Genomic DNA, 25,989 nt, shown 5'->3' on the forward strand with positions numbered 1-25,989 from the left:
AAGCCGGCATCCTCATTTGGATGCGGGTGTGATCCTCCTCACAGCTCCGCGCTTGCGCTGGGCGTAGCCTGCGATGCCGATGGCAATCAGCAGGGTCACGCCGTTGAACAGCGGTTCGACGAAGAACGACCCGCCGAATTGCTGAATTCCTGATATTCCGACCGCCAGGATGATGACGCCGATCAAGGTGCCCCAGACGTTCACCCGTCCCGGCTTGATCGTCGTCGATCCGAGGAACGCGCCGACAAGCGCCGGCAGGAGATATTCGAGGCCGACGCTCGCCTGGCCGATGCGCAGCTTCGAGGCGAGCAGGACCCCGGTCAGGGCCGCGAGCAGCCCCGAGGTGACGAATGCGCCGATCACGAATTTGCGGACCGGAATGCCATTGAGGGCTGCAGCCTTCGGATTGGCGCCGATGGCGTAGAGATAGCGGCCGATCGGCAGGTATTCGAGCACGATCCACATGCAGATGGCGATCAGCAGCACATAGAAGCCGGTGATCGGAAGGCCGAACAGCATGGTGCCGTTCAGCGCATAGAAACCATCAGGCAGGACGCCGACCACCTGTCGGCCGCCGGTGTGCCAGAGCGCAAGCGCGTATAGGACCGTTCCGGTGCCGAGCGTCGCGATGAAGCTGTCGATCTTCGCAACCTCGACCAGCAGGCCGTTGATGCAGCCGGTCAGAACACCGAGTGCGAGCACGATGACGACCGCGACCGGCCAGGGCAGGCCGTAGGCCGTCTGCAGGCTGATGGCGAGAATGTGCCAAAGCACGATGCCATAGCCGACGGTCAGATCGATGCGACCCGATGCCATCGGGATCATCGCAGCCAGCGACAGAAGCGCGATGATAGCCTTGTCGGACACGATCGAGCGGACATTCAACACGGTCGGGAAAGTATCCGGCAGAAGGATCGAGAAGATCACGATCAGGCCGACGGTCAGGATCACCAGCCCGTAAACCGGGATCAGGCGTCCGATCTTCTGTCCTGTGGACAGACCGGCCATTTCGCTCTTGGTCGGCTCCAGGGCCGTGGATTCAATGGATTGCATGGCTGTTCTCCCGATGGCTCAAGCGGCTTCCGATGCGGATGCGGCCGTGATGACCGCCTCCGTCGTCAGAGCGCTTCCAGTCAGTTCACTGACGATTTTCCCGCGCGAAAAGACCAGCGCGCGGTGGCAGATATGGGCGATTTCCTCGAAGTCCGTCGACACCACGACAACCGCGAGACCGGCCTCGAGCGCCTGGGTGATCAGACGGTAGATCTCCGCACGCGCCCCAATGTCGACGCCGGCGGTCGGATCTTCGGCGACCAGCAGCTTGCGGCCGGTTGCCAGCCAGCGGCCGACGACCACTTTCTGCTGGTTGCCGCCCGACAGGGCCTCCACCGGCAGATCCGGGTCGTTTGGCCGTAGACCGACGGAATGGCCGATCTTATGGGCAAGGTCGGCTTCGCCGCGCGGCGACAGGAAGGACAAAAGCCCACGCCCGACGGCTCCCGGATTAAGGTAGGTATTTTCCCGAATGGACAGCGAGAGCGCCACGGACTCCTCCGTCCGGTCACGGGCAATCAAGCCGATGCCCGACGCCATTGCCCCTCGTGGGCTGGAAAGGTCGGGGGCCTCGTCATGCAGCAGAACCGAGCCGTTGAAGGGCTCGCAACCAAACAGGGCGCGGCCGATCCGTTCCTGACCGGCGCCACGCAATCCAGCCAGTCCCAGAAGCTCGCCCTCGCGGATATCGAAGGATATCGGGCCTGTGCCGGCGCAGACGAGATCGCGGACCTCAACGATCGCCTTGCCGGGCGTGATCGCCGTCTTGGAAAAGAGGCTGTCGCCGCTGCGGCCGATGATCATCGTCACCAGCTCCTCGGGGGTGGTCTCGCTGACGGGCTTCTGTCCCACCATGCATCCGTCGCGCAGAACCGCGACCCGATCGGCAATCCGGAAGATTTCGTCCAGCCTGTGGGAAACGTAGATCATCCCGACGCCACGATCCTTCAACGGACGGATCGCATTGAACAGCCGATCGACTTCATCGGCGGGAAGGCTCGCCGTCGGCTCGTCGAGCACCAGCACGTCGGCTTCGACGGCAAGTGCACGGGCGATGGCGACAAGCGACTTTTCGGTGCGCGACAATGCCGAGACCCGCGTCGTGGGGTCAAAGTCGCAACCGACCAGTTTCAAGGCTTCGTTGGCGCGCGCCTGCGTCCTGTTCCAATCGATGAGGCCGCGACGCATCGAGAAGCCCTGCGACAGGCCCATGTTCTCGCCGACCGTCATCCACTCGATCAAACCGAGATCCTGGTGGATGAAGGCAACCGGCTGCCGCTCGTTCGGCTTCGGGGGACGATGATGGTAGCTCTGGCCGCGAAACAGGATGTCGCCGCTATCGGGCTTGTAGATGCCCGCAAGTGTCTTGATGAGCGTCGATTTGCCGGCGCCGTTTTCTCCCAGCAGCGCGAGGATTTCTCCTTCGCGCAGGTCGATCGAGACGTCGCGCAGCGCCTGCGTTCCGCCGAAGCTCTTGGTGATCGACTGGAATTCCAGCAGTCTCTTGGCTTCCACTGTGGCTCCTCCCAAAGCTGCGGTTTTCATGGATGTATGTTATCGATAACATTTATGCGTGGTCAAGCGGAAAGATGGCGATCCCGAATTTAACTGGAGATTGGCGTCAGTCGGTTTGGAATCCGTCGAGAAGGCGCATCATCTCGGCCGAGTCTTTTGGCCCAAGCCCGGCAGCGCAGAGCAGACGGTGAATCTCGACCACCGAGCCAGTCATCGGCAGTGGCGTCTTCGCCTTCAGCGCAAAGGCTTGAAGCGAATCCAGGTCCTTCAACATGTTGTCGATTCTGCCTGTCGGCGAGAAATCCCGGGCGGCGAATTTCGCCATGAATTCCTGCAATATGCGGCTATCCGCCCTGCCGCCGGCAAGGGCGGCAGGAATGGCGGCCGGATCGACGCCGCCGGCTTCAGCGAGCTTGACCGCCTCCGCGACGGCCTGAAACAGCACGGCGCAAAACAGCTGATTGATCAGCTTCGTGGTCTGCCCTGCGCCGGATACACCCATCAGCGTGTAATTGGCGGCAAGATGCCGCATCACCACGCGCGCCCGTTCGAAATCCTCAGCACTGCCGCCCGCCATGATCGTCAGGCGTCCGCTCAGCGCACCGGGCACGCCGCCGGAGAGCGGGCAATCCACCCATGCCATGCCGGTTTCCCGACGCAGCCGCATCGCCATGTCGGCCGTGTCGGCCGGATCGATCGAGGACATATCGATCAGCACCTTGTCAGCATTCGCCGCCGCCGCAACGCCCTTTTCGCCGAAGACGACAGCGCGGACGATGTTTGCGTGATTGAGGCTGAGCACGCAAAACGCCGACCATGAGACCGCTTCCTCCACGGAGCCGGCCGCGCGTGCGCCCTTGGCCTGCAAAGCCGCAACTTTTTCGGTATCCAGGTCGTAGACCGATACCTTATGCCCGGTTTCGATCAATCGGGTGACGATCGCCGTTCCCATGATGCCGGCACCGATGACGGCGACATCTGCTCTGTAGTCATCCTGCATGATAATCTCCTCCCTTGACGGCCATGCCGCTCAGTCCCTTGCAAGCCAGTGCTACGATATCATCCAACGCATCATCGATTGCCACTGTCACGACATTAGCTTCACCGGTCGGCGGCTCCAGCGTCTGCAACTGGCTGTCGAGCAAAGTCGCGGGCATGAAATGGCCCTGACGGGCCTGCATCCGCGACAGCAGCAGATCGCGGGATCCCTCCAGGAAAACAAAGGCGAGATGCCCGTCCGCCGTTTGCCTCAACCTGTCCCGATAGCTTTTCTTCAGCGCCGAACAGGAAATCACCAGCCCTTGCGATGCGTGTTGCGCGGTCCTTATTTCCTCGCCGATCCGGTCGAGCCAGGGCAGGCGGTCGTCGTCGGTCAGCGGTATGCCCTGCGCCATCTTCTCGACATTGCCAGCGGGGTGGAGTTGGTCGCCCTCCAGAAACAGCATGCCGTTTCGAGCGGCGAGATGCTCGCCAACCGAAGATTTTCCGCAGCCGCTGACGCCCATGACGACGACGGCCAGAGGTGGCGCCTTTTTGTCGAAATCCATGGTCTCGTCTCTATCAGAGGCAGGTCGTGATACCGCCGTCGACATAGAGCGTGTGCCCGTTGATGAAGGACGATCCGCGGCCCGACAGGAAAACGGCGGCGCCGACCAGTTCATCGACATTGCCCCAGCGTCCGGCCGGCGTTCGCTTCTCAAGCCAGGACGAGAACTCGGGATTGTCGACAAGCGCCTGATTGAGCGGCGTCTTGAAATAGCCCGGCGCAATCGCGTTGATCTGCAGGCCGTACTTGGCCCAGTCGGCGCACATGCCGCGGGTCAGATTGCGCACTGCGCCCTTGGTCGCCGTATAGGGAGCAATGCCGGGGCGCGCCAGTTCGCTTTGCACGGAGGCGATGTTGATGATCTTGCCCTGTCCGCGGGCGATCATGGGTTTGGCCGCCGCCTGGCCGACATAAAATACGCTCGAAATATTGGTGGTCAGCAGCAGTTCCCATTTGTCCGCCGGGAAGTCTTCCAGCGGCGTGCGAAACTGCATGCCGGCATTGTTGATCAGGATGTCGAGCGGCCCGATATCGGCTTCGATTGCGTCGATACCCGCTTTGGCAGCGTCCTTGCTGGTGACGTCGAAGATCGCCGCATGGGCAGACAGGCCTTCATCCTTGAGGCTCTCGACCGCGCGGTTGACGCTTTCGGGCGTGCGGCCGTTGATGATGACTTCGGCGCCATACTGCGCCAGGCCTTCGGCCAGCGCATAGCCGATCCCCTGGCTCGAGCCGGTGATCAAGGCACGCCGTCCGGTAAGATCGAACAGGTTCTTCATGCAAATAACTCCTCCGGTTTCGCCGCGGGCGACGGCTTCAACTGCCGCTGACGGTGAAACTCACTTGACATCGCTTTTCCGAATTATATGTTATCGATAACATAATCAACTGTCAAAATGCGGGATGGAAACGGAATGCCTAAGGTAGAAATCTTGATGACCGGAGCTTATCCGGAATGGGACATGGTGGATCTGGAGGCGAACTACCGCATCCATCGCCTGTGGGAAGCGGCAGATCGGCACGAGCTGATCTCCAGGGTCGGCAAGGATATCCGCGCCATAGCGACCCGGGGCGAACTCGGAGCGTCCGCAGAGCTGATGGCGCAATTGCCGAAACTGGAAATTGTCTCCTGTTACGGCGTCGGCACCGACGCCATCGACTTGTCCTATGCCCGCGCCAACGGCATTCGCGTCACCAACACCCCTGATGTGCTGACCGAAGATGTCGCCGATATCGCCATCGGACTGCTGCTTGCGACGGCAAGGCAGGTCCCGCAGGCCGATGTTTTCGTCCGCTCCGGCCAGTGGGGCAGCGTCGCGATGCCGCTGATGACGCGCGTCTCGGGCAAGAAGGTCGGGATCGCCGGCATGGGGCGGATCGGCAAGGCGATCGCCAGGAGGGCTGCCGCGTTCGGCTGCGACATCTCCTATTTCGCCCGCCATGATCACCAGGATGTTGCTTACGCCTACGAGCCCGACCTTGTCGCGCTTGCCGACTGGGCCGACTTTCTGATCGTCATCGTTCCCGGCGGGGAGGCGACCATGAAGATCATCAATGCGGAGGTGCTCAAAGCGCTCGGTCCGAACGGCATCTTGATCAATGTTTCGCGCGGAACGACCGTAGACGAAGAGGCGCTGATCGCAGCCCTTCAAGACCGCACCATTCAGGCTGCGGGCCTTGATGTCTTCCTGAACGAACCCAAGATCGATGCACGTTTCCTGACCCTCCAAAACGTCGTGTTGCAGCCCCATCACGGCTCTGGCACTGTCGAAACCCGCAAGGCCATGGGCAAACTCGTCAGAGACAATCTCGCTGCGCATTTTGCCGGTAGCGCTCTTCCAACTCCCGTCGTGTGAGGACCCCGATATGAAAGCCATCGTCATTCATGCCGCCAAGGATCTGAGGATCGAAGAGCGCGAGCCGGAGGTTGCGGGCGCCGGGCAGGTGGAGATTGCCATCGAAGCCGGCGGCATCTGCGGTTCCGACCTGCATTATTACAATCACGGCGGTTTCGGCACCGTTCGCCTGCGCGAACCGATGATCCTTGGCCATGAGATCGCCGGCACGGTCAAGGCGCTGGGTTCCGGCGTCGCCGATCTTGCCGTCGGAGACCGTGTCGCGGTTTCACCGAGCCGGCCGTGCAACCATTGCCAATATTGCCTGAAGGGGCAGCAAAACCATTGTCTCAACATGCGGTTCTACGGCAGTGCCATGCCGATGCCGCACATTCAGGGCGGCTTTCGCCAGCGGCTGGTGGCGGAGCGTTGGCAGTGCCACAAGGTCGCGGACGGCATTTCCATTCACGAGGCCGCCTTTGCCGAACCCTTTGCGGTGACGCTGCATGCGGCAAACCGCGCCGGGTCGCTGCTAGGCAAACGGGTGCTGGTCACCGGTTGCGGCCCCATTGGAATGTTGGCGATCGTCGCGGCGCGCGTCCTCGGCGCCCGTGAGATCGTCGCGACCGACGTGACCGACAGCGTTCTGGCGATTGCCCGCACCAGCGGCGCCGACCGAACGATCAATGTTGCCACGCATGCTTCCGACCTCGCGGCCTACAGTGCCGAAAAGGGATATTTCGATGTCATGTTCGAAGCGTCGGGAAATGAGCGGGCGGTGCGCTCGGGGCTAGAAACGCTTAAGCCCCGCGCCATTCTCGTGCAGCTCGGCCTTGGCGGCGATGTTTCCATTCCGCAGAATATGATCGTGGCGAAGGAAATCGAGATGCGCGGCACATTCCGTTTTCACGAGGAATTTGCGCTCGCCGTCGAACTGATCAACGCGCGTCGCGTCGATCTGAAGCCGCTGCTGACAGGTGTGTTTGGGATCGAAGAGGCCGTTGCCGCCTTCGAATTGGCGGGCGACCGCAGCAAGTCCATGAAAGTCCAGATCGCCTTCTGACCGACTGCATGATCCTTGCAGCCATTCAAAGTGTTACAGCGCCGCGCATCCGAAAAGACGCGCCGCGCCGCAGTACTCAAACTGTCGGTGCGCCGTTGCGGTCCGTGCTTTCGCGCAAGACAACCTTGTAGCCGGTCAACGTGATCTCATCGCCGGTCGCCTCGCCGGTATGGAGGGTATCCAGCAGGCGGGCGGCGGCCTGGCGACCGATGCCATAACAGTCGACATTGATGGTGGTGATGCGCGGATGACAGATGGACGAGATCTCATAGTCGCCGAAACCGGCAATGGCGATGTCCCTTGGAACCTTCATTCCCCTGCGCGTGCATTCCATGATGGCGCCAAAGGCGGAAAGGTCGGAGACACAGAGAACCACTTCCGTATCCGGCCAGCGTTCCAGCAGGCTGACGATCGCCTGGCCGCCCTGCTCCATGGTGATGGGCGGCACGCCGAAGGAAATCATTCGTCCCGGTCCGAGGCCCAGTTCTTCGACTGTTCTCTGGAAACCGCTTCGCCGCTGGCTGCCGCGCGTATCGCGCGCCGTCGTTCCACCGATATAGCCGAACTTCCGATATCCCTGACTGGCAAGCGTCCGCACCAACAGGGCCATCGCCTCGCTGTTGGAAAACCCGACAACCTGATTGATCGGATCTTCCGGAAGCTCCCAGGTCTCGACAACGGGAATGCCGGCTTTTGCCAGCATGCGCCGCGCGCGCGCCGTGTGCGAGCCACCGGTCAGGATGATGCCTTCCGGCCGGCGGCGCAGCATAGCCTCGATCAGTTCTTCCTCTTTCTCCGACGAATAGTCGGTATAGCCGAGGAGGAGCTGAAGGCCGGTATTTTCCAGTGCATCGGTCATGCCCCGCGCAGTGTCGGAAAAATTCGAATTGTTGATTGAGGGCACCAGGGCAGCGATGAAGCCGCTTCGCCTTGACGAAAGACTGCCGGCAGACAGGTCGAGCACATAACCGAGTGCGTCGACCGCCTCCATGATGCGCTTTCGGGTCTCCTCGGAAACGCTCGCGTCCTGGCGAAAGGCACGCGAAACGGTCATGGCAGAAACGCCGACATATTTGGCGACCTCCGCCATCGTCAGCTTTTGAGCGTCTCCCGGCTTGAGACGTTTGACTTTCGGCTCATCCTCGTTTTTCACTGGTCTCCGCTTTCAAACAAGCTTCCGAATTGGGTAGTTCAAGAGACGATAAAGTTATCGTTATCATCGTACAATCGATATTACTGCAAAAACACACCATTCCAACGCCCAGAAAGCAAGCTTCCTTGGGAATTTTGGCAAGGGCTGGCAGATCGGCGTCTGTACGAAGCCGTCAAAACACGACATGATGATATCGATAACAATCTGAGCGCAATGGAGGAGTATCATGTTCGGGCAAATTGACGGTACGGGGTTTGAGGTTCTCGACCCGCGTTTCGAAAGCTGCTTCGTCGGGCACGCCCGCGTCGAGCGTCTTTGGAACGGCGGCCGCTGGCTGGAGGGACCGGCCTGGTTTGCCGCCGGGCGGTATCTGGTTTTCTCGGATATCCCCAACAACCGAATGATGCGCTACGACGACGCCAGCGGGCAGACGTCGGTCTTCCGCTCGCCCAGCAACAATTCGAATGGCAACACTGTCGACAATCAGGGTCGGCTGATTACCTGCGAGCATCTGACGCGCCGTGTCACGCGCACGGATTTCGACGGCAGGGTCACCCTTCTGGCCGATCGAATTGCAGGCAAGCGGCTCAATTCTCCAAACGACGTCACCGTCAAGTCCGATGGGACCGTCTGGTTCACCGACCCGAGCTACGGCATCCTCCACGATTATGAGGGCGACTACGGCGCAGAGGAAATCGGTGGATGCCACGTCTACCGGCATGATCCGGCAACAGGTACCACCGATCAGGTGACCTCCGATTTCGTCAAGCCGAACGGACTGGCCTTTTCCCCCGACGAGACGTTGCTTTACGTTGCCGACACCGGAGCAACGCATCTGCCCGGCGGTCCGCGTCATATCAGAAAGCTCGCGGTCTCGAATGAGGGGAGGCTGACCGATCTCGGCGTTTTCGCAGAATGTAGTGCAGGTCTGTTCGATGGTTTTCGTGTCGATCGCAAGGGCAGGATATGGACGAGCGCCGGCGATGGTGTGCACGCTTACGATCCGGATGGGACGTTGATCGGCAAGATCCATATTCCTGAAGGCGTCTCCAACGTGACTTTCGGCGGCGAGAAACTGAACCGCCTCTTCATCACTGCAAGCACGTCTCTTTATGCTGTTTATCTCACCGCCAACGGAACGAGACTGGGATGATCACTGAGCAGAGGCCGCCCTTTTGGGACGGCCTCTTGTTTGGTACAGTTTTGTGCCTCTTGCCTCACCGTTGACTGAGACCGTCCGCCAGCCGAACCAGACCGAGGAAATCCGACCTGTAACCGAAGGTGTCCGTGCCTCGCGATGCCGCGGCGAGATCGGCGATCGCCTGATAGGAATAGGTGTCGACGGCCGCGACATGGCTGAGTTTCTGGCCGAAGGCTGCGACTGCCACCGAGAAACGGACATCCTGCGGCGCGGCATCGACGGTGGCGACCGCGTTGCCGTCGTTGACAGGCGTGGTGATGAGGGCGCTCTTGTCCTCGCCCGGCCGCTTGTAGCGCATCTTGACGAAGGCAAGCTCGCCGTGATGGGCGCTGTCGGAGGCCTCGGCCGGCACCTTATCGGCTGCGCCGTACCGCAGGTCGTCATTCATCACCGCGGGGCTTCCCTTCGGCGTAATCTCGTAAATCGCCGTGACGCTGTGGCCGGAGCCGATATCGCCGGCATCGACGCGGTCATTGTTGAAATCCTCGCGGTTCAGCGCCCGCGTCTCGTAACCGATCAGCCGGTATTCGGCGATCCGTTCCGGGTTGAACTCGACCTGGAATTTGACGTCGCTGGCGATCGGAAACAGCGTCGATCCGGCCTCTTCGACCAGCGTCTTCTGCGCCTCGGCCAAGGTATCGATATAGGCAGCACTGCCATTGCCGTTCTGGGCGAGCGTCTGCATCAGGGAATCGTTGAGATTGCCCCGTCCGAAGCCGAGAACGGTGAGGAAGATGCCGTCTTTGCGCTTCTCTTCAATGATGCGCTTCAAATCCCCATCGCTCGACGGACCGACATTGAAGTCGCCATCGGTCGCCAGCATAACCCGGTTGACGCCGTCCTTGACGAAGCCCTGCTTGGCAAGGTCGTAGGCCGCCTCGATGCCTTCGGCCCCGCCGGTCGAGCCTCCGGGCTCCAGCCTGTCGATCGCCGACAGGATCTTCGATTTCTCCGCCACGCGTGTCGGCGCCAGCACCGTGCCGGCATTACCGGCATAGGTGACGATCGACACGGTATCGTCAGCCTTCAGCCTGTTGACCATGAGCCGGAAGGCGCTCTTCAGCAGCGGCAGTTTGTCCGGCTCGTCCATCGAGCCCGACACGTCGATCAGGAAAACCAGATTGGCACGCGGCGTGGTCGCCGGCGCAATATCATAACCCTTGATCGCCACATGCATCAATTCCGTGTCGCGGTTCCACGGGGTCGGCATGACAGTCACCGTCGCCTTGAAAGGCTGGTCGGCATTGTCAGGACCCGGCCAGTCATAGGGGAAATAATTGATCATCTCCTCGACGCGAACCGATAGTGGATCGGGCATTGCCCCGCCCGTCAACGACCGGCGGACGAAGGCATAGGACGCGCTGTCGACATCGGCGGAGAATGTCGAAACCGGATCCGTCGCGACGCTCTTGATCGGATTTGCCGCCGCATTGGCAAACCGCTCGCGATTGGGATCGAGCTGCATCTGCATGCGCCCCTCCGCAGGCGGAACAGGCGAGGGGGCGATGGCGGCCATCGGTTCGGCAAACTGCCGCTGGGGGACGATGCCGGGAGCGGCCGGCGCAGCGCGTTTGGTAGCCCCGAGTGCCGCGGCAGAACCCTCCGGCTTGTTCGTGAGGGCGGCGTTGGCATCGTATTCGGATGTCTGCGACGCATCGGGTTTCGCGAGGGCCGGCGCCTCCTTGTCCTGCAGCGCTTGCGCGACAGCAACAGATTGCTCAGCCAGGCTGACGTTCCCGGCCGGTATTTGCGGCGCGACCGCAACCGGCTGACCGGTGGTTGCAGCCGGTTGTTTCGACGCCTCACTTTTCGAAAGATTGCCGGCGATCTCAGTCTGGTCGATGATCGGCAATCCGTTACGGGTCAGCTCGATCGCGAGATAACCGGCGGCCGGAATGACCAGCAGCGTCGCAAGGGCTGAACCGGCGAGGAATTTCTTGTTCATGGCAGGGCTCCATATCCAGTTGATGATGGAGCTTTGACGCCAGCCTTTCGCATTTCCTTGGGCCGCCGTTGCATTATTTTCCGCGGTGTCGAAGGCCTGCATCGCGGCAGCAAGTGCACGAGTACGCGCCTCCGGCGTTGCTGTCGGCGGTGTCAGGCGGGAGAGTTTTTCGAGTTCCTTGTCCACGGTCATACCTCTTCCTTGCCGAGCACGGCCTTCAGCCTCTTGCGCGCTTCATGAACCTGCCAGGACACAGTCGCCTCCGAGCAGCCCATGACATCGGCGGCAGCCGAATGGCTGAGACCTTCGCCGTAGACGAGCAGCACTGCGTCGCATTGCCTGTCCGGCAAGGCGCGCACGGCTGCCCATAATTCGCTCGATAGCTCATCGTCATTTCCGGCCGGCGCATCGGGCTGCGGTTCGGCGGCGTAGGCGCGGAATGTCTGCTCCTCTCGTGCAAGCTTGCGTCTATGGTCGCGGGCGGCGTTGAGCGTCAGCGTATAGAGCCATGTCCTGAAGCGGCTGGCGCCGCGAAAGCTGCGGATGGCTGCGCCGAGCTTGACGCAGACCTCCTGGGCGATGTCGTCGGCATCCGTGGAACTGCCAGACCACCGCCACGCCGTCGCATGGACGAAATCATAATGGCGCGACACCAGTTGCCCGAAGGCCTCCCGGTCGCCGCCCTGCGCTCGTTCTATGAGCTCCGCGTCCAATTCCGCACCTACCCCATGCTATCCAGCAAGATGCTATTTCGAGATTGAGACGTTTCTCGGATGACTTTCCTTGGGTCGGCGATGAAAAAATTATCGCGAATTTTGAAAGCCGCGACATCCATGGGTCGCGGCCAGACAGATCGTCCGCGTCACAGAGGCGCATGATGAGGACAGAGTCGGCCAGGGACATGATCTGTCATGTCCCAAATCGCGAAAGGACCTCCATGTCCGCTCAACCACCTGCCCCCACCGAAAGGGGCATCCTGCAGTTTCTGGCGATTTGCGATTCCTTCTATCCGCCAGACGCCGTTCTAGCATCGATCGAACAGCAGCGACATTGGTACGACACGCTCTGCGCTCGTTTCGACCGCCCGCTGCCCCCGGAGATGATCTTTGCGGACGGCATGCTCCAGCGCATACCGATCCGGCGCTACCGCCCGCGGAAAATCAGCACCCGCACCATTCTGCTCTATCTTCATGGCGGCGGCTTTGTTGTCGGTTCGCTCGAGAGCCATCATGCCATCTGCGCCGAGATCGCCGATTTTGCCGGCGCGGAACTTGTTTCGGTCGATTACCGGCTGGCCCCTGAATATCGCTGGCCGGCGCAGACGGATGACGGCTTTACCGTGTTGAAGCATCTGCTTTCCGCCAACAGCAAGGTCGTGCTGATCGGCGACAGTGCCGGGGCCAATCTGGCGGCGGGCCTTGCATTGCGGGCGCGCGACGAGGGCCTGTCCGGAGTCGTCGGCCAAGTTCTGATCTATCCGGCGCTTGGCGGTGACCTTGCCGCAGGCTCTTACGTCGAAATGGCCGCGGCGCCGGGCCTGACGACGGCGGATGTCGGCTATTATCGCGAAATCCTGCAGGCGCCGGCAGGCAATGAGATCGCCGAGCCCCTGCAGGCAGCTTCGCTTGCCGGGCTGCCGCCGGCCTTCATCACGGTCGCGCATTTCGATCCGCTTCGGGACGACGGCCGGCACTATGCCGCCCGGCTCACCGCGGAGGGCGTCGAAGTCTGGTTCCGAGAGGAGCCGCAAATGGTGCACGCGTGGCTGCGCGCCCGCCACATGAGCGACGGCGCCCGCGACGGCTTCCGTGCCGTCTGCGAGGCCGTTCGGCGTTTGGCGATCGCCTGACGATCACATCAGGTCGCGCGCGATCCGCTTTTCGGCAAAGACCTTTTCGAAGATCTGCACGTCGTCCTCGAAGGCGGTGACGACAGCACTGATGATCCAGTCGGTCCGGGTGCAGGCAACACGCCCGGTCGCCACTGTCCGCACGAACCAGCCGGGGCGGCGCATGTCGCAGGTCCAGGTCGAGGTCCCGGTCATCGACAGGGGATTATCGGGTGAAATCGACCAGAGTTCCTCGCGCAATTGCCGGGTCGAGAGGCCTGTCTCAGGGTGCTCGGTGAGCCCGGTATCCTCGTGGATGTGATACTCGGTCCTGTTGACCGAGAGATCGCGGACGACCTGCCGCTTCGTTACGGCGGCCGCGTGCTCGATGTATTTCGGCAGCGGATCGGGATTGGCTGGTTCCTTGATGTCGATCCGCTGGTACTCCCCGAGCATCGGCAGCCCGAGGCCGAGTGCCGCGATATCAACCTCGATGCCTTCGGCATCAGGCGGCGGCAGGATCATCGGCCAATAGGCGGTGGAGAGCGAAAGGCGGATGCGATGCCCCTTGCGGAAGCGATAACCGCAGGCATCGAGCACGAGCCGGATCGACACCGTCTCACCTGGGATCAGCGGCTTGGGATCTGCATTGCCGTCCCGGTGGGTAAGATTGACGACGCCGAAGGCGACACGCGTCGCCGTGCCATCCGGATGGACATCGATAAGCCGGGCGCAGAGATTTCCGCTTGCCGCCTGCGACCGCAGCGCAAGCGTGAGCACAGGCCGGCCGAGATAGTCGTGATCGCCAGCAAGCGGCATCGTATCGAAGACCAGCGAGCCGGCATCGTCCGAGCGTTGATCAATCGCCATTTCGGCGTCGGGTTTCAGCGTGAAATATTCACCCGATGCAGTCCCGGTGTCGAGCGGAGAGCGGAGATAAACGGGATGTTCGGGCGCATGCGGGATCGGCATGCCTTCGGTCAGCTTGCCGAACTGCTCGACATAGAAGCACTGCATCTGTGGCGGCGACCAGACGTCCTTGGCGACCCAGAAACCCGGATCGCTGTCACGTCGCGGGGCAGGGCTGATGGCATCGAGAATATAGGCGCGAGCCTGCGGCAAGCCGTCGATGCCGTTATCCTCGCCCCGCAGCCATTTATTCCACCAGGCGATCGCCTCGCCATGGAAATCCGTGCGCGGCTTCGGCCAGGCGAAGTGCGGATATTTGTGAACCCAGGGGCCGATCAGCGCCTTCGCCTTGTCGCCCAGGCCTTCGACCGCCATCAGCGGCGTATTGCGGTAGCCGTCGGCCCAGCCGGCAATCACCAGCGCGGGAATCTCCACGCTCGAAAAATCCTCTGAGATCGAGCCGTGACGCCAGAAGTCGTCTCGCCGCTGGTGGCTCAACCACTCCTCCATGAAGAAGGGTTCGCCCGCCAGGCGTTCCAGCCACATCTCCTTCCAGCGTTCGCCGGCAAGCGCAGGATCGGGCGGCCGCGACTGGTAGCCGAGCATCGTCGCCGCCCATGAGAGCTGGGCGGAGAGATGGCAGCCGTTCTTGTAGTGGATGTCATCATTGTAACGGTCGACGGTCGAGGCGATCGATATGACGGCCTTCAGCGCGGGCGGGCGCAATGCTGCGATCTGCAGGCTGTTGAAGCCGCCCCAGGAGATGCCCATCATGCCGACCGAGCCGTTCGACCATGGCTGCGCGGCAATCCAGGCGATCAGCTCGCAGGCATTGGCAAGCTCGCTTTCGGTATATTCGCCGTCGATGACGCCGTCGGATTCTCCGGATCCGCGGATATCAACGCGCACGCCGGCAATGCCTGCGGCCGCGAATACCGGATAGGTCGACTCGTCCCTGAGGCTGGTTCCGTCCCGTTTGCGATAGGGCAGGAATTCGAAGACGGCGGGAACGGGATCTGTTTCCGCGCCATTCGGCATCCAGATGCGCGCGGCAAGCCGCGTCCCATCCTCCAGCGTAATCCATTCATTCTCGATGGTGGTGAAGCCGCGCGAGGTCATGCTCATTCCTTGATGCATATTCCGTAAGACGAAGGTTCTGCCCTCGTCAGGTCAGTTGCCGGCGCTCTCCATGCGACGCGTGGCAAGCACCCGTTCCAGCCAGCCGATTTCCATTTCCGGCACGGATTTCAACAGCAGATCGGTATAGTCGTCGAAGGGCGGCGACAGCGCCGTCGATTTCGGACCGAACCGCACCAGCTTACCACGATGCATCACCGCCACGCTGTCGGCAATCACCCGGACGATCGCAATGTCATGGGTGATGAAGACGTAGGACAGCTGCTCTTCTTCCTGCAGGCGCAGAAGCAGCTTGAGGATGCCCTCCGCCACCAGCGGATCAAGCGCCGAGGTCGGCTCGTCGCAGAGGATGAGTTCGGGCTTGGCGGCCAGCGCTCTCGCGATCGCCACGCGCTGCTTCTGGCCGCCGGATAGTTCGGCCGGGTAGCGGTCGACGAAGCCCTTGCCCATTTCGATCTGATCGAGCAGTTCCTTCACCCGGGCGGTCTTCTCGGCACCTCTCAGGCCATAATAGAAGGTCAGCGGGCGGCCGATGATGTCTCGAACCGTCTGGCGCGGGTTCATCGCCGTGTCGGCCATCTGGTAGATCAGCTGGATGCGCCTCAGATCGTCATTCGGCCGGCTCTTGAGATCAGGCATCAGCGGCTTGCCGTCAAAGACGATGCGGCCGCTGCTCGGCGGCAACAGGCCGGTGATGACGCGCGCCAGGGTCGATTTGCCGGAACCGGATTCGCCGACGACCGCGAGCGTCTGCCCCTTCGGCACGTGCAGCGTGACATCGTGCAGCACCTTGAAGCCGTTGGAATATTCGGCGCTGATATTTTCCACCTTGAGAAGCGCAACCGACTGGTCGGCCGCCTCCTCACGATAGGCCTGCCTGACATTGACGAGGGCGCGCGTATAGTCCTCCCGCGGCGCCTCGATGATCTGCTGGACACTGCCATATTCTACCTGCTTGCCATAACGCAGGACCATGATGTCGTCCGAAATCTGGGCGACGACGGCAAGGTCGTGGGTGATGTAGAGGGCGGCGGTGTGCGTTTCCTCGATGGCATGCTTGATCGCCGCCAGCACGTCGATCTGCGTGGTGACGTCAAGCGCCGTGGTCGGCTCGTCGAAGACGATGAGTTCGGGATTGGAGCAGAGCGCCATCGCCGTCATCGCCCGCTGCAGCTGGCCGCCGGAGACCTGGTGGGGAAAGCGCTCGCCGAAGGTTTCCGGATTGGGCAGGCCGAGAACCCCGAATAGATAAAGCGCCCGTTTGCGCGCCTCGTCCTTCGTCATCAATCCATGTTTGACCGAGGCTTCGATCACCTGATCGCCGAGCTTGTGGGCCGGATTGAAGGCGGCGGCGGCCGATTGCGCAACGTAGCAGACCCGTGCGCCGCGGATTTTCCGGATGCCGTCCTTGCCGAGCACCAGGATATCAGCGCCGTCGAGCCGCACCTCGCCACCGGTGATTTCGGCGCCGCCCCGGCCATAGGCAAGCGCCGAAAGGCCGATCGTCGACTTGCCGGCGCCCGATTCCCCGATCAGGCCGAGAACCTTGCCCTTCTGCAGATCGAAGGAAACCCCGTCTACGATCGTCACTCGCTTCGGCGGTTCGCCCGGCGGGTAGCTGGTTGCTTCGATCTTCAGATTACGAACGGAAAGAAGCTCAGGCATCGCCGCGCCCTCCCTTGAGGCTGGATGTGCGTTTCAGGAGCCAGTCGACCACGAGGTTGACGCAGACGGCAAGTGTCGCGATCGCCGTGCCCGGCACCAGCGCTGCCGAGATACCGAAGATGATGCCGTCCTTGTTGTCCTTGACCATGCCGCCCCAATCGGCCGCCGGCGGCTGAATGCCGAGGCCGAGGAAGGAAAGCGTCGAGAGGAACAGGATCGAGAAGGCGAAGCGCAGGCCGAATTCGGCCAGCAGCGGCGACAGCGTGTTCGGCAGGATTTCGCGGAAGATGATCCAAAGTTTGCCTTCGCCGCGCAGTGTTGCCGCCTCGACGAATTCCATCACCGCGACATCGAGCGCGACGGCGCGGCCGAGACGATAGACGCGGGTGGAATCGAGGATCGCCATGACAAGGATCAACACGACGATGTTTTGCGGCAGCACCGCAAGAACGACGAGCGCGAAGATCAGCGTCGGGATCGACATCATCAGATCGTTGAAGCGCGAAAAGACTGTGTCGATGATGCCGCGCGAGACGGCCGCGGTGAAGCTCAGGATAATGCCCAGCGAGAAGGAGATGACGGTGGCGGCGGATGCGACCGTCAGCGTCGTGCGCGCGCCGTAGATCAACCGCGAGAAGATGTCGCGGCCGAGATTGTCGAGACCGAAAATATACTGGTTATCAGGCAACTGCCAGACGTCGCCGACGACCTGCGTCTCGCCATAGGGGGCGAGCCAGGGAGCGAAGAGCGCGAAGATGAAAGCGATGGCGATACCGGCCATGCCGATCCAGGCGGTGATGGGGATATCTCGCAATCTCATCGCGGATGCCTCAGCCGGGGATTGGCGATAATCGCGAGAATATCGGCCGTCATGTTGAGGAAGATATAGACAGCCGCGAAGATCAGGCCGCAGGCCTGCACGACGGGCATGTCGCGCACGGTGACCGCATCGACCATATATTGTCCCATGCCGGGATAGACGAAGACCACTTCGACAACGACGACGCCGACCACGAGATAGGCAAGGTTCAGCGCGATGACATTGATGATCGGCGCAAGCGCATTGGGGGCGGCATGTTTGACGATCGAGCGGAAGGCGCTGAGGCCCTTCAGCTCGGCGGTCTCCATATAGGCCGACGACATGACGGAGAGGATAGCCGCCCGTGTCATGCGCATCATATGCGCGAGCACGACGAGCACGAGGGTCGCCGTCGGCAGCGCGATCGCCTTCAACCGCTCGACGAAGCCCATGCTGTCATAGACGGTCGCTGGAAAGGTCGCCATGCCAAGGTTCACCGCGAAGAGCAGGATGAGCAGGTAGCCGATAAAGAATTCCGGCAGTGAGATCGCCGCAAGCGAGATGATGTTGATGATCTTATCCGGCAGGCGGTTGCGGAAGTGCACCGACAGCATGCCGAGGCCGACGGCGAGCGGCACTGATATCACCGCTGCGAAACCCGCGAGGAAAAGCGAATTGCCGAGGCGTTTGCCGATCTGTTCGCTCACCGAATTCTTGCTGGCCCAGGAGGTGCCGAAGTCACCCTGAACGGCGTTGCCGAGCCATTCAACGTAGCGCGTCGTCACCGGACGGTTCAGCCCGAGATCCTGGCGAATATTGGCAACGGCCTGCGGCGTCGCCGACTGGCCGAGATAGGTTGTGGCAAAATCGCCGGGCAGAGCTTCCAGGCCGCCGAAGATCAGGATGGAGACGGCAAAAAGCAGGACCAGGCTGAGCACGAAGCGCTCGAGGATAAGGGCAAGCAGCGGAAAACGCTGCCGGAACCCGAGGCCGGGCAAGATGCTTGGGGCAGGATTGGTCATGGCGAGGACCTCGCGCTAAAACGTCGGGAGGACCGCGGGGTTTCATCCCACGGTCCCGGCTTCGCTGGAGATCAGAGGGGCAAACATCCCCTTGCCATCAAGCGTCCAGCCAGACGCGGGTCGCGACGTAGCCGTTCGACATGTCGTTGCCGATGTCGTGGACATAACCCTTCACCTGCTTGGTGGAGGCGTTCACGAAATCGTTGAACATCGGCAAGATCACCCCGCCCTCGTCGCGCACCGTCATCGCCATGGTGCGATACATGTCCTTGCGCTTGGCTTCATCAAGTTCGGAACGGGCCTGCAGCAGCAGCTTATCGAAGTCAGGACGCTTGAAACGGGTGTCGTTCCAATCCGCCGTCGACAGATAGGCGGTGGAATACATCTGGTCCTGCGTCGGGCGGCCACCCCAATAGGAGGTCGAGAAGGGCTGGACGTTCCAGACGTTGGTCCAGTAGCCGTCGCCCGGTTCGCGCTTGACCTCGATCTCGATGCCGGCCTTCTTGCAGCTTTCCTGATAGAGGACGGCTGCGTCGACACCGCCGGGGAAGGCGACTTCGGAGGTGCGCAGGAGGACCGAGCCGCTATGACCTGACTTCTTATAGTGGAAGGCAGCCTTGTCAGGATCGTAAACGCGCTGCTCGATGCCCTCGGGAAACAGCGCATAGGTGCTGTTGATCGGGAAGTCGTTGCCGACCTTGCCGTAACCGCCGAGGATCTTCTGCACCATGGCCTCACGGTCCATGGCATATTTGAGGGCCAGACGCAGGTCGTTGTTGTCGAACGGCGCCTTGTCACAATGCATGATGAAGACGTAATGGCCACGGCCGGCGGTCGAGAGAATCTCGACGTTGGGTGCGCGTTTCAAAAGGTTGACGGTCTTCGGGTCGACCCGGTTGATGTAGTGCACCTGGCCGGACGACAGGGCCGCGATGCGGGCGGTCGCATCGTTCATGCCGATGATTTCGATCGAATCGACGTAACCGCGGTCGGTGCGCCAGTCGTCTTTGTTCCTTTCGAAGGTGGCGCGGACGCCGGGCTCGAAGCTTGTCATCTTGTAGGGGCCGGTGCCGATCGAGGCGAGAGGATCGTCGACGCCGCCGTTCGGCTGGATGACCAGATGGTAGTCCGACAGCAGCAGCGGCATGTCGGCATTGCCTTCGCTGAGCGTCAGCACGAGATTGCCGCCGTCGGCCTTGATCTCCTTGATCGAGCCGAGAACACCGAGCGCGCCGGATTCCGACTTGGCGTCGGTGTGGCGCTTCAGCGTCGCAACAACGTCATCGATCGTCAGTTCCTTGCCATCGTGAAACTTGACGCCCTTGCGGATCTTGAAGGTCCAGGTCGCCGCGTCCTTCGACGGTTCCCAGGATTCGGCGAGCGCCGGCACGGCAGCACCCGTCAGCGGATCAGACTCGACCAGCATGTCGCCCCAGCAGCGGCCGATGCAGAACATCACCTGCGACAGGAACTTCGCCGGGTCGTTGGAATCGGTAGCGGCACCGCCTTCGAGGCCGAGCTTCAAGTGACCGCCGCGCTTCGGTTCGGCAGCTTGCGCACTTTCGGTGAAGAGCATGTCGGCGACGGCAAGTGTGATGCCCGCGGCCATGGCGCGTCCCATGAATTCGCGGCGGCTGAGCCCGCCGGCGGTGACACGGCTTGCGAGATACTTCGTGTAGTCGTTCATTCCCCAGTTCCTTCTTTATGGTGCGTTGACAGAACTTCCGGGCAGGTCCGCAGACGGTTTCCTCTCCACCTCCGGTGCCCGCATCATGCGGGAAAATAATGCGGTTGCCGCCGCCTGGTCATTTTCCTTTCCAAATGGGGCTTCGCTTCTCGGCGAAGGCCCGTGCGCCTTCTAATTGGTCCTCGCTCGAATAGAGCCTGTCGACCGTCGCAAACTGCCGTTTGGTGATCTTGTTCATGGCAGTCTGGAACGTCGAACCCTCCGCTTCGCGGACGATTTCCTTGATGGCCGCATGGACGAGCGACGGCCCGCTCTCAAGCAGCCGGGCAAGCTCCCATGCTCTCTCCATCAGCCGCTCGGCCGGCAGGACCTCGTTGACAAAACCCCAGCGATGCGCCTCGTGAACGTCGAGCCAACGACCGGTCAAAAGCATGTCCATGGCGATGTGGTAGGGGATGCGTTTCGGCAGCTTGATCGAAGCCGCATCGGCAACCGTGCCGGAGCGGATTTCCGGCAGGGCGAAGGTCGCATGTTCGGCGGCGAGGATCAGGTCGGCAGAAAGCGCGATCTCCAGACCGCCGCCGCAACAGATACCGTTGACCGCACAAATGACCGGCTTGTTGAGGTCGCGCAGTTCCTGCAGCCCGCCGAAGCCGCCCACACCGTAGTCCCCGTCGACCGCATCACCTGATGCCGCCGCCTTGAGATCCCAGCCGGCACAGAAAAACTTCTCGCCGGCGCCCGAGACGATGGCGACGCGCAGCGCCGGATCGTCGCGGAAATTTCGGAAGATCAACCCCAGAGCACGGCTGGTCGCAAGGTCGATGGCATTCGCCTTCGGCCGGTCGATGACGACTTCGAGCACTCCGCCGTCCTGTCGTGTGCGAATGGGTTCGCTCAACCTATGCTACCTCCTCCGCCGTATCAAAGCATCGACTACGACCACGCCACACCCTTCGGGAAGAACCATCAATGGATTAATGTCCAGTTCCTCCAGCCATGCCGCGTTCTTTACGACATAATCTGCCGTTGCTAAGACAGCGCCGACAGCGGCCTCAAGATCGCCTTTTGGCCGACCGCGATAGCCATAGATCAATTTTGCAAGTTTGAGGCGCGAAATTGCCGCGTGAATGTCGGTTTTCGTCGCCGGAAGGGGCAGGATGATGGAATCTTCAAGCAATTCAACGAAGATTCCGCCGGCTCCAAGCGTGAGCGACAATCCGAAGACAGGGTCGCGGATGGCGCCGACAATGAGCTCGGCAACCGGCGGATCAACCATTTTCTCGACGAGATAACCGGCATTCGGCGGCATTGCCGCCGCCGCATTCGACACCGCCTTTATATTCTTTAGGTTGAGTGCGACGGCCCCGGCCTCGGTCTTATGGGCAATGCCGAGCGCTTTCAGCACGACGGGAAAGCCGAGCCGCTCAGCTTGCTCGGCCGCTTGACCGGGAGAAGAGGCCAACAGCCCTTGCGGAACCGGAAGGCCGAAGGCGGCAAGCTCGGCCTTCGCATCGGCCTCCGTCAGCGTCTCGATCTCGCCATCGATAGAGGGCACATCGAGCAGCGGCAGGGGCGGCGGACGATCCCAGGCCTGGCCGATGCCGGCGGCGACGTCCGCAGCCGTGATGGCTTCGTCGATACCGCAGAAGGTAATGATGCCGTTTGCCATCAGCCGATCGGCGATCGGCTCCGGCATGTTTTCCGGAAGGGTCGCCAGAAGGCCGGCCAGCGCACCGGTTGCAGCGGCAGCCGCAATCACCGCGTCTGCCGTCATCGCCCATTCGGATGCATCGCAGCGATCATCGCGCGGAAAGTCGAGGACGACGAGATTGAGGGCATAACCGCCCCCGAACATGGCGCTGAAGGCTTCGGTCTGGCGTGCAAGATCCCCCCACACGAAGGTGTGGTAATCGAGCGGATTGGACAGCGTCACCATCTCGCCGAGAACGCGCCGCAGACGGGGCAATTGTTGCGGCTGCAGCGCGGGGAATTCCACATTGCGACCGACGGCTGCATCCGCCATCAGCGAAGCTTCGCCCCCGGAACAGCTCATCGACGAGATCGAATGGCTTGCGAGCGGGCCGGCGACATGCAGCAGCTTCAGGGTTTCGAGCAACGCCGGCAAGGTCTGGACACGGCCAAGACCAAGGCGGGCGAGCACGGCATCCGCGACCGCATCGCTGCCGGCAAGCGAGGCGGTATGCGACACCGCCGCGCATTTTGCCTGCTCGGACCTGCCGACCTTCAGCACGACGACCGGCTTCCTCGACCGTCGGGCCATGGTGGCCAGCCGTTCGAGTGCAGAGAGATTGCCGAAACCTTCGACATGAAGGCCGACCGCCGTCACACGCGGGTCGTCGATCAATGCGCAGGCGACATCAGCAAGCGATGTCTGCGCCTGGTTGCCGGCGGTGACCACATAGGCGATCGGCAGGCCGCGGGTCTGCATGGTCAGGTTGATGGCGATATTGGAGGACTGCGTGAGGATCGCGACGCCACGTTCGATGCGCTGTATGCCATGCTGATCGGGCCAGAGCAGCGCACCGTCGAGACCGTTGATCAGCCCGTAGCAATTCGGCCCGAGGATCGGCATGTCGCCGGCTGCCTCCAGCAGGGCCTGCTGCAGCTCGGCGCCGTCGCCGAGTTCACCCGTCGCCTCGCTGAAACCCGATGCATAACAGACCGCCCCGCCGGCACCGGCCTCAGAAAGGCTGCGGACGATCTCGACAGTCAGCATCCTGTTGACGCCGACGAAGGCGGCGTCCGGCGCCGAAGGCAGATCGGATACGGAGCGATAACAGGGCCGCCCAAGCACCTCGTCGAGCTTCGGATGGACGGGCCAGATCTCGCCGGCAAAACCCATGCGGTCGCACTGCTCGATCACCCTGCGCGCCTCGCGGCCGCCGAAGACGGCGATCGTTTGCGGTCTGAGCAGGCGGTCGAGCGGGCGAGGTGTCATCGGCTCACGCTCCCAGTGGTCTGAGCAGATCGCGGCTGATGATATGCCGCTGGATTTCGGAGGTGCCGTCCCAGATGCGCTCGACGCGCGCATCGCGCCAGAAGCGGGCAAGCGGCAGATCGTCCATCAGGCCCATGCCGCCGAAGACCTGGATCGCCTCGTCAGTCACGCGGGCCAGCATTTCGGAGGCATAGAGCTTGGCCGAGGCGATCTGCCGGTCTGCGGAGAGCCCGGCATCGAGCCGCCAGGCGGCGGCGAGCGTCAGCCAATCGGCCGCGTCGATCTCGGTAATCATATCGGCGAGCTTGAACGACACGCCCTGATTGGCGCCGATCGGCTTGCCGAACTGCTTGCGCTCGGCGGCATAAGGCAGCGTCATGTCGAAGACGCGCCGTGCCCGGCCGACGCAGGTGGCGGCCACCGTCAACCGCGTGCCATAGAGCCATTGATTGGCGATTTCGAAGCCGCGATGCACCTCGCCAAGTACCTGGCTTGCCGGAATCCGGCAATCGGTGAAGCTGAGCGTTGAGTTGTGGTAGCCGCGATGCGAAACGGAATCGTAGCCCCCGAGGATTTCGAATCCCGGCGTGCCGCGATCCACCAGGAAGGCGGTGATCTTCTTCTTGATGCCCTTCGGCGTTTCCTCCTCGCCCGTTGCGGCAAAGACGATGACGAAATCGGCGACGTCGGCATGCGAGATGAAGTGTTTCGTGCCGTTGAGGACGAAGTCGCTGCCATCGCGGCGGGCAGCGCATTTCATGCCGCGCATATCGGAACCGGCGTCCGGCTCGGTGATAGCAAGCGCATCGATCTTCTCACCGCGCACTGCGGGCAGGAGATAGCGCTCTCGCTGCTCGCCCTCGCAGGCCATCAGGATGCCTGAAGGCCGGCCGAAGAAAACCGTCAGCCCCAGGGAGCCGCGCCCGAGCTCCCGCTCGACCAGCGTGAAGGTGACATGGTCGAGACCGGCGCCGCCGACTTCTTCCGGGAAATTGCAGGCGTAAAAGCCGAGATCGATGCATTTGCGCCGGATCTCGTCTCCGAGCTCCGGCGGGACGATGCCGCTTCGTTCGACCTCGTTTTCATGCGGATAGATTTCGGTTTCGACGAAGGCGCGGACCGTCTCGACGATCATTTCCTGTTCTTCGCTCAGTCCGAAATGCATGCCTATCCTCCTACCGCCTCTGGCCGACGTGACGGCCGGCACCTTCAGGCACGGCCAAATTCGCGTGGGCTCCTGCAACAGCCTTGACCTTGTCGAGAATGACGGCCGGCGCCGGTGTGGCCTTGCCGGCCTTGCTGTCGACATGCAGCAACATGTGTTCGGCGGTTGCTAGAGCCTCGCCCGTCGCCGTGTCGTACAGAGTGTGGAAGACATGCAGCCGCTTCTCGTCGACGGAGAGGATCTGGCAGGTCGAGTGGATCGCCTGGCCGAGTTTCGCCTCGCCGAGATGGCGGATATGGGTTTCCACCGTGTAATAGCTCTGCCCCGCCTCGACATAGGCGAGATCGACGCCGATGAGGCGCAACAATGCGTCCGATGTATCGCCGAAAACCTGCAGGTAGCGGTGCTCGGTCATATGGCCGTTATAGTCGACCCAGGCAGGGCCGACTTTCGTCTCCACGAGCCTCAGCGGCTTCGACGGGTCGAAAGACGTGGCCGCCCTACCGCCTTGCGCCCAGAGCGATTGCTCGAAGTCCTTCAGCAGCTTGCCGGCGCCCCAGCCCTTGCCGCCATCGCCGCCCTTGAGGGCCTGCAGGATGCCGACGAGGTTTTCGTCGCGGATGCGTTCGAGCTCGCGGATCGACAGGCCGGCCGCCTGTTCGTCGGATTGCCGGCCGATCTTTTCGATCAGCGCATCGTCGAGATCGACGACATCGGTGAGCTTGGTCCAGGGCCAGGCGAGGCATGGACCGAACTGGGCGAGGAAGTGGCGCATGCCGGCCTCGCCGCCGGCAATGCGGTAGGTCTGGAACAGGCCCATCTGCGCCCAGCGCAAGCCGAAAGAGTAGCGGATGACATCGTCGAGGGTCTCGACCGTGCAAATATCGTCATGGATCAGCCACAAGGCCTCACGCCAGAGCGCTTCGAGCAGCCGGTCGCCGACAAAGGCCTCGATCTCCTTGGCGATGTGGACGCCCTTCATACCGAGCGGCGCCAGTCTTTCGATCGCCGCCCGGATGGTCGCCGCCGAGGTTTTTTCGCCACCGACGATTTCGACGAGCGGCAGCAGATAGACGGGATTATAGGGGTGGGCGACGAAGAGGCGTTCGGGATGCGTCATGTCGCGCTGCAGATCGGTCGGCAGCAGGCCTGAGGTGGAAGAGCCGATCAGGGCGTCCGAGCGTGCTGCAGCATCGATCTCAGTCAGGACGCGGCGCTTGAGGTCGAGCCTTTCCGGCACGCTTTCCTGAATCCAGTCGGCGCCGGCGACAGCTTCCTCGAGCTTCGCGCAGAAGGTCAGCCTGCCGCGGGGCGGCAGGGGTGCTCCGGTCAGCATGGCATAGGCTTTTTCGGCGTTAGCGAGCACTTCGCCGACGATGCGGCTCGCTTCCGGATGCGGATCGAACACATCAACGTCAATGCCGGCCAGCAGAAAACGCGCGATCCATCCGCCGCCAATGACGCCGCCGCCGATACAAGCCGCCTTGTTGATCCCAGTCATGCC

The 25,989-nt window shown here is 62.1% G+C and carries 21 protein-coding genes; 4 read left to right on the forward strand and 17 right to left on the reverse strand.

The annotated features are described in order from the left end of the window. Window positions 1–12: 12 nt before the first annotated feature. The 5 genes from ACM5SV_RS19220 to ACM5SV_RS19240 all read right to left on the reverse strand — a co-directional run bounded on the left by ACM5SV_RS19220 (window position 13) and on the right by ACM5SV_RS19240 (window position 4,893). Window positions 13–1,053, reverse strand: a complete 1,041-nt coding sequence (locus ACM5SV_RS19220) for an ABC transporter permease (RefSeq protein WP_003555504.1) — start codon at window positions 1,051–1,053, stop codon at window positions 13–15. Window positions 1,054–1,071: 18 nt separating this feature from the next. Further along, window positions 1,072–2,568, reverse strand: coding sequence for a sugar ABC transporter ATP-binding protein (locus tag ACM5SV_RS19225; protein ID WP_138390124.1), 1,497 nt, complete (start codon window positions 2,566–2,568; stop codon window positions 1,072–1,074). Between the two features lie 106 nt (window positions 2,569–2,674). Next, on the reverse strand, window positions 2,675–3,568 hold the full coding sequence (locus ACM5SV_RS19230; protein WP_003555506.1) for an NAD(P)-dependent oxidoreductase: 894 nt from the start codon (window positions 3,566–3,568) through the stop codon (window positions 2,675–2,677). Beyond that, on the reverse strand, window positions 3,558–4,115 hold the full coding sequence (locus ACM5SV_RS19235) for a gluconokinase (RefSeq protein ID WP_222015394.1): 558 nt from the start codon (window positions 4,113–4,115) through the stop codon (window positions 3,558–3,560). The genes ACM5SV_RS19230 and ACM5SV_RS19235 overlap by 11 nt, the downstream gene beginning before the upstream one ends. Before the next feature lie 13 nt (window positions 4,116–4,128). Further along, a complete protein-coding gene (locus ACM5SV_RS19240; RefSeq protein WP_222015393.1) occupies window positions 4,129–4,893 on the reverse strand; it encodes an SDR family oxidoreductase in 765 nt (254 codons plus the stop codon). A gap of 135 nt (window positions 4,894–5,028) precedes the next feature. Here ACM5SV_RS19240 and ACM5SV_RS19245 point away from each other — a divergent pair, with 135 nt between their 5' ends. Both ACM5SV_RS19245 and ACM5SV_RS19250 read left to right on the forward strand, forming a co-directional pair. Beyond that, on the forward strand, window positions 5,029–5,970 hold the full coding sequence (locus tag ACM5SV_RS19245) for a 2-hydroxyacid dehydrogenase (RefSeq protein ID WP_222015392.1): 942 nt from the start codon (window positions 5,029–5,031) through the stop codon (window positions 5,968–5,970). A 10-nt stretch (window positions 5,971–5,980) separates the two neighbouring features. Then, window positions 5,981–7,012 carry an L-idonate 5-dehydrogenase gene (locus ACM5SV_RS19250; protein ID WP_222015391.1) on the forward strand — a complete coding sequence of 344 codons (1,032 nt, stop codon included), beginning with the start codon at window positions 5,981–5,983 and terminating at the stop codon, window positions 7,010–7,012. A gap of 76 nt (window positions 7,013–7,088) precedes the next feature. On the opposite strand, the gene ACM5SV_RS19255 is transcribed toward ACM5SV_RS19250, so the two are convergent. Beyond that, a complete protein-coding gene (locus ACM5SV_RS19255; protein ID WP_222015390.1) occupies window positions 7,089–8,165 on the reverse strand; it encodes a LacI family DNA-binding transcriptional regulator in 1,077 nt (358 codons plus the stop codon). 226 nt (window positions 8,166–8,391) lie between these two features. Here ACM5SV_RS19255 and ACM5SV_RS19260 point away from each other — a divergent pair, with 226 nt between their 5' ends. Next, window positions 8,392–9,318: an SMP-30/gluconolactonase/LRE family protein gene (locus ACM5SV_RS19260; protein ID WP_222015389.1), complete on the forward strand. Its 927-nt coding sequence runs from the start codon at window positions 8,392–8,394 to the stop codon at window positions 9,316–9,318. A gap of 64 nt (window positions 9,319–9,382) precedes the next feature. Here ACM5SV_RS19260 and ACM5SV_RS19265 read toward each other — a convergent pair whose 3' ends face one another. Both ACM5SV_RS19265 and ACM5SV_RS19270 read right to left on the reverse strand, forming a co-directional pair. Beyond that, the gene (locus ACM5SV_RS19265; protein ID WP_003555514.1) at window positions 9,383–11,503 is read right to left on the reverse strand and encodes a VWA domain-containing protein; all 2,121 of its coding nucleotides are present in this window, start codon (window positions 11,501–11,503) and stop codon (window positions 9,383–9,385) included. Next, window positions 11,500–12,024 (reverse strand): RNA polymerase sigma factor, encoded by a 525-nt coding sequence (locus tag ACM5SV_RS19270; protein WP_128449426.1) that lies wholly within the window; start codon window positions 12,022–12,024, stop codon window positions 11,500–11,502. The genes ACM5SV_RS19265 and ACM5SV_RS19270 overlap by 4 nt, the downstream gene beginning before the upstream one ends. Window positions 12,025–12,248: 224 nt before the next feature. On the opposite strand from ACM5SV_RS19270, the gene ACM5SV_RS19275 reads away from it, so the two are divergent. After that, window positions 12,249–13,160 (forward strand): alpha/beta hydrolase, encoded by a 912-nt coding sequence (locus ACM5SV_RS19275; RefSeq protein WP_003555516.1) that lies wholly within the window; start codon window positions 12,249–12,251, stop codon window positions 13,158–13,160. 3 nt (window positions 13,161–13,163) lie between these two features. Here ACM5SV_RS19275 and ACM5SV_RS19280 read toward each other — a convergent pair whose 3' ends face one another. From ACM5SV_RS19280 to ACM5SV_RS19320, 9 genes are all read right to left on the reverse strand, one after another. Beyond that, the gene (locus ACM5SV_RS19280; RefSeq protein WP_222015388.1) at window positions 13,164–15,167 is read right to left on the reverse strand and encodes a CocE/NonD family hydrolase; all 2,004 of its coding nucleotides are present in this window, start codon (window positions 15,165–15,167) and stop codon (window positions 13,164–13,166) included. A gap of 51 nt (window positions 15,168–15,218) precedes the next feature. Beyond that, the gene (locus ACM5SV_RS19285) at window positions 15,219–16,850 is read right to left on the reverse strand and encodes an ABC transporter ATP-binding protein (protein WP_222015387.1); all 1,632 of its coding nucleotides are present in this window, start codon (window positions 16,848–16,850) and stop codon (window positions 15,219–15,221) included. Next, entirely contained in the window at window positions 16,843–17,670 is an 828-nt protein-coding gene (locus tag ACM5SV_RS19290) for an ABC transporter permease (RefSeq protein WP_003555519.1), read from the reverse strand. The genes ACM5SV_RS19285 and ACM5SV_RS19290 overlap by 8 nt, the downstream gene beginning before the upstream one ends. Then, window positions 17,667–18,671, reverse strand: coding sequence for an ABC transporter permease (locus tag ACM5SV_RS19295; RefSeq protein WP_003555520.1), 1,005 nt, complete (start codon window positions 18,669–18,671; stop codon window positions 17,667–17,669). The genes ACM5SV_RS19290 and ACM5SV_RS19295 overlap by 4 nt, the downstream gene beginning before the upstream one ends. A 97-nt stretch (window positions 18,672–18,768) precedes the next feature. Next, the gene (locus ACM5SV_RS19300) at window positions 18,769–20,358 is read right to left on the reverse strand and encodes an ABC transporter substrate-binding protein (protein WP_222015386.1); all 1,590 of its coding nucleotides are present in this window, start codon (window positions 20,356–20,358) and stop codon (window positions 18,769–18,771) included. A 118-nt stretch (window positions 20,359–20,476) separates the two neighbouring features. Continuing rightward, window positions 20,477–21,259: a carnitinyl-CoA dehydratase gene (locus ACM5SV_RS19305; RefSeq protein WP_003555522.1), complete on the reverse strand. Its 783-nt coding sequence runs from the start codon at window positions 21,257–21,259 to the stop codon at window positions 20,477–20,479. Between the two features lie 6 nt (window positions 21,260–21,265). Further along, window positions 21,266–23,320 carry an acetate--CoA ligase family protein gene (locus tag ACM5SV_RS19310; RefSeq protein WP_222015385.1) on the reverse strand — a complete coding sequence of 685 codons (2,055 nt, stop codon included), beginning with the start codon at window positions 23,318–23,320 and terminating at the stop codon, window positions 21,266–21,268. 4 nt (window positions 23,321–23,324) lie between these two features. Further along, the gene (locus tag ACM5SV_RS19315) at window positions 23,325–24,485 is read right to left on the reverse strand and encodes an acyl-CoA dehydrogenase family protein (RefSeq protein ID WP_222015384.1); all 1,161 of its coding nucleotides are present in this window, start codon (window positions 24,483–24,485) and stop codon (window positions 23,325–23,327) included. Window positions 24,486–24,495: 10 nt separating this feature from the next. Further along, window positions 24,496–25,986, reverse strand: a complete 1,491-nt coding sequence (locus tag ACM5SV_RS19320) for a carnitine 3-dehydrogenase (RefSeq protein WP_017997616.1) — start codon at window positions 25,984–25,986, stop codon at window positions 24,496–24,498. Between the last annotated feature and the right edge of the window lie 3 nt (window positions 25,987–25,989).

The organism is Rhizobium sp. CRRU65 (assembly GCF_048551595.1).
GTDB classification, from domain to species: domain Bacteria; phylum Pseudomonadota; class Alphaproteobacteria; order Rhizobiales; family Rhizobiaceae; genus Rhizobium; species Rhizobium leguminosarum_J.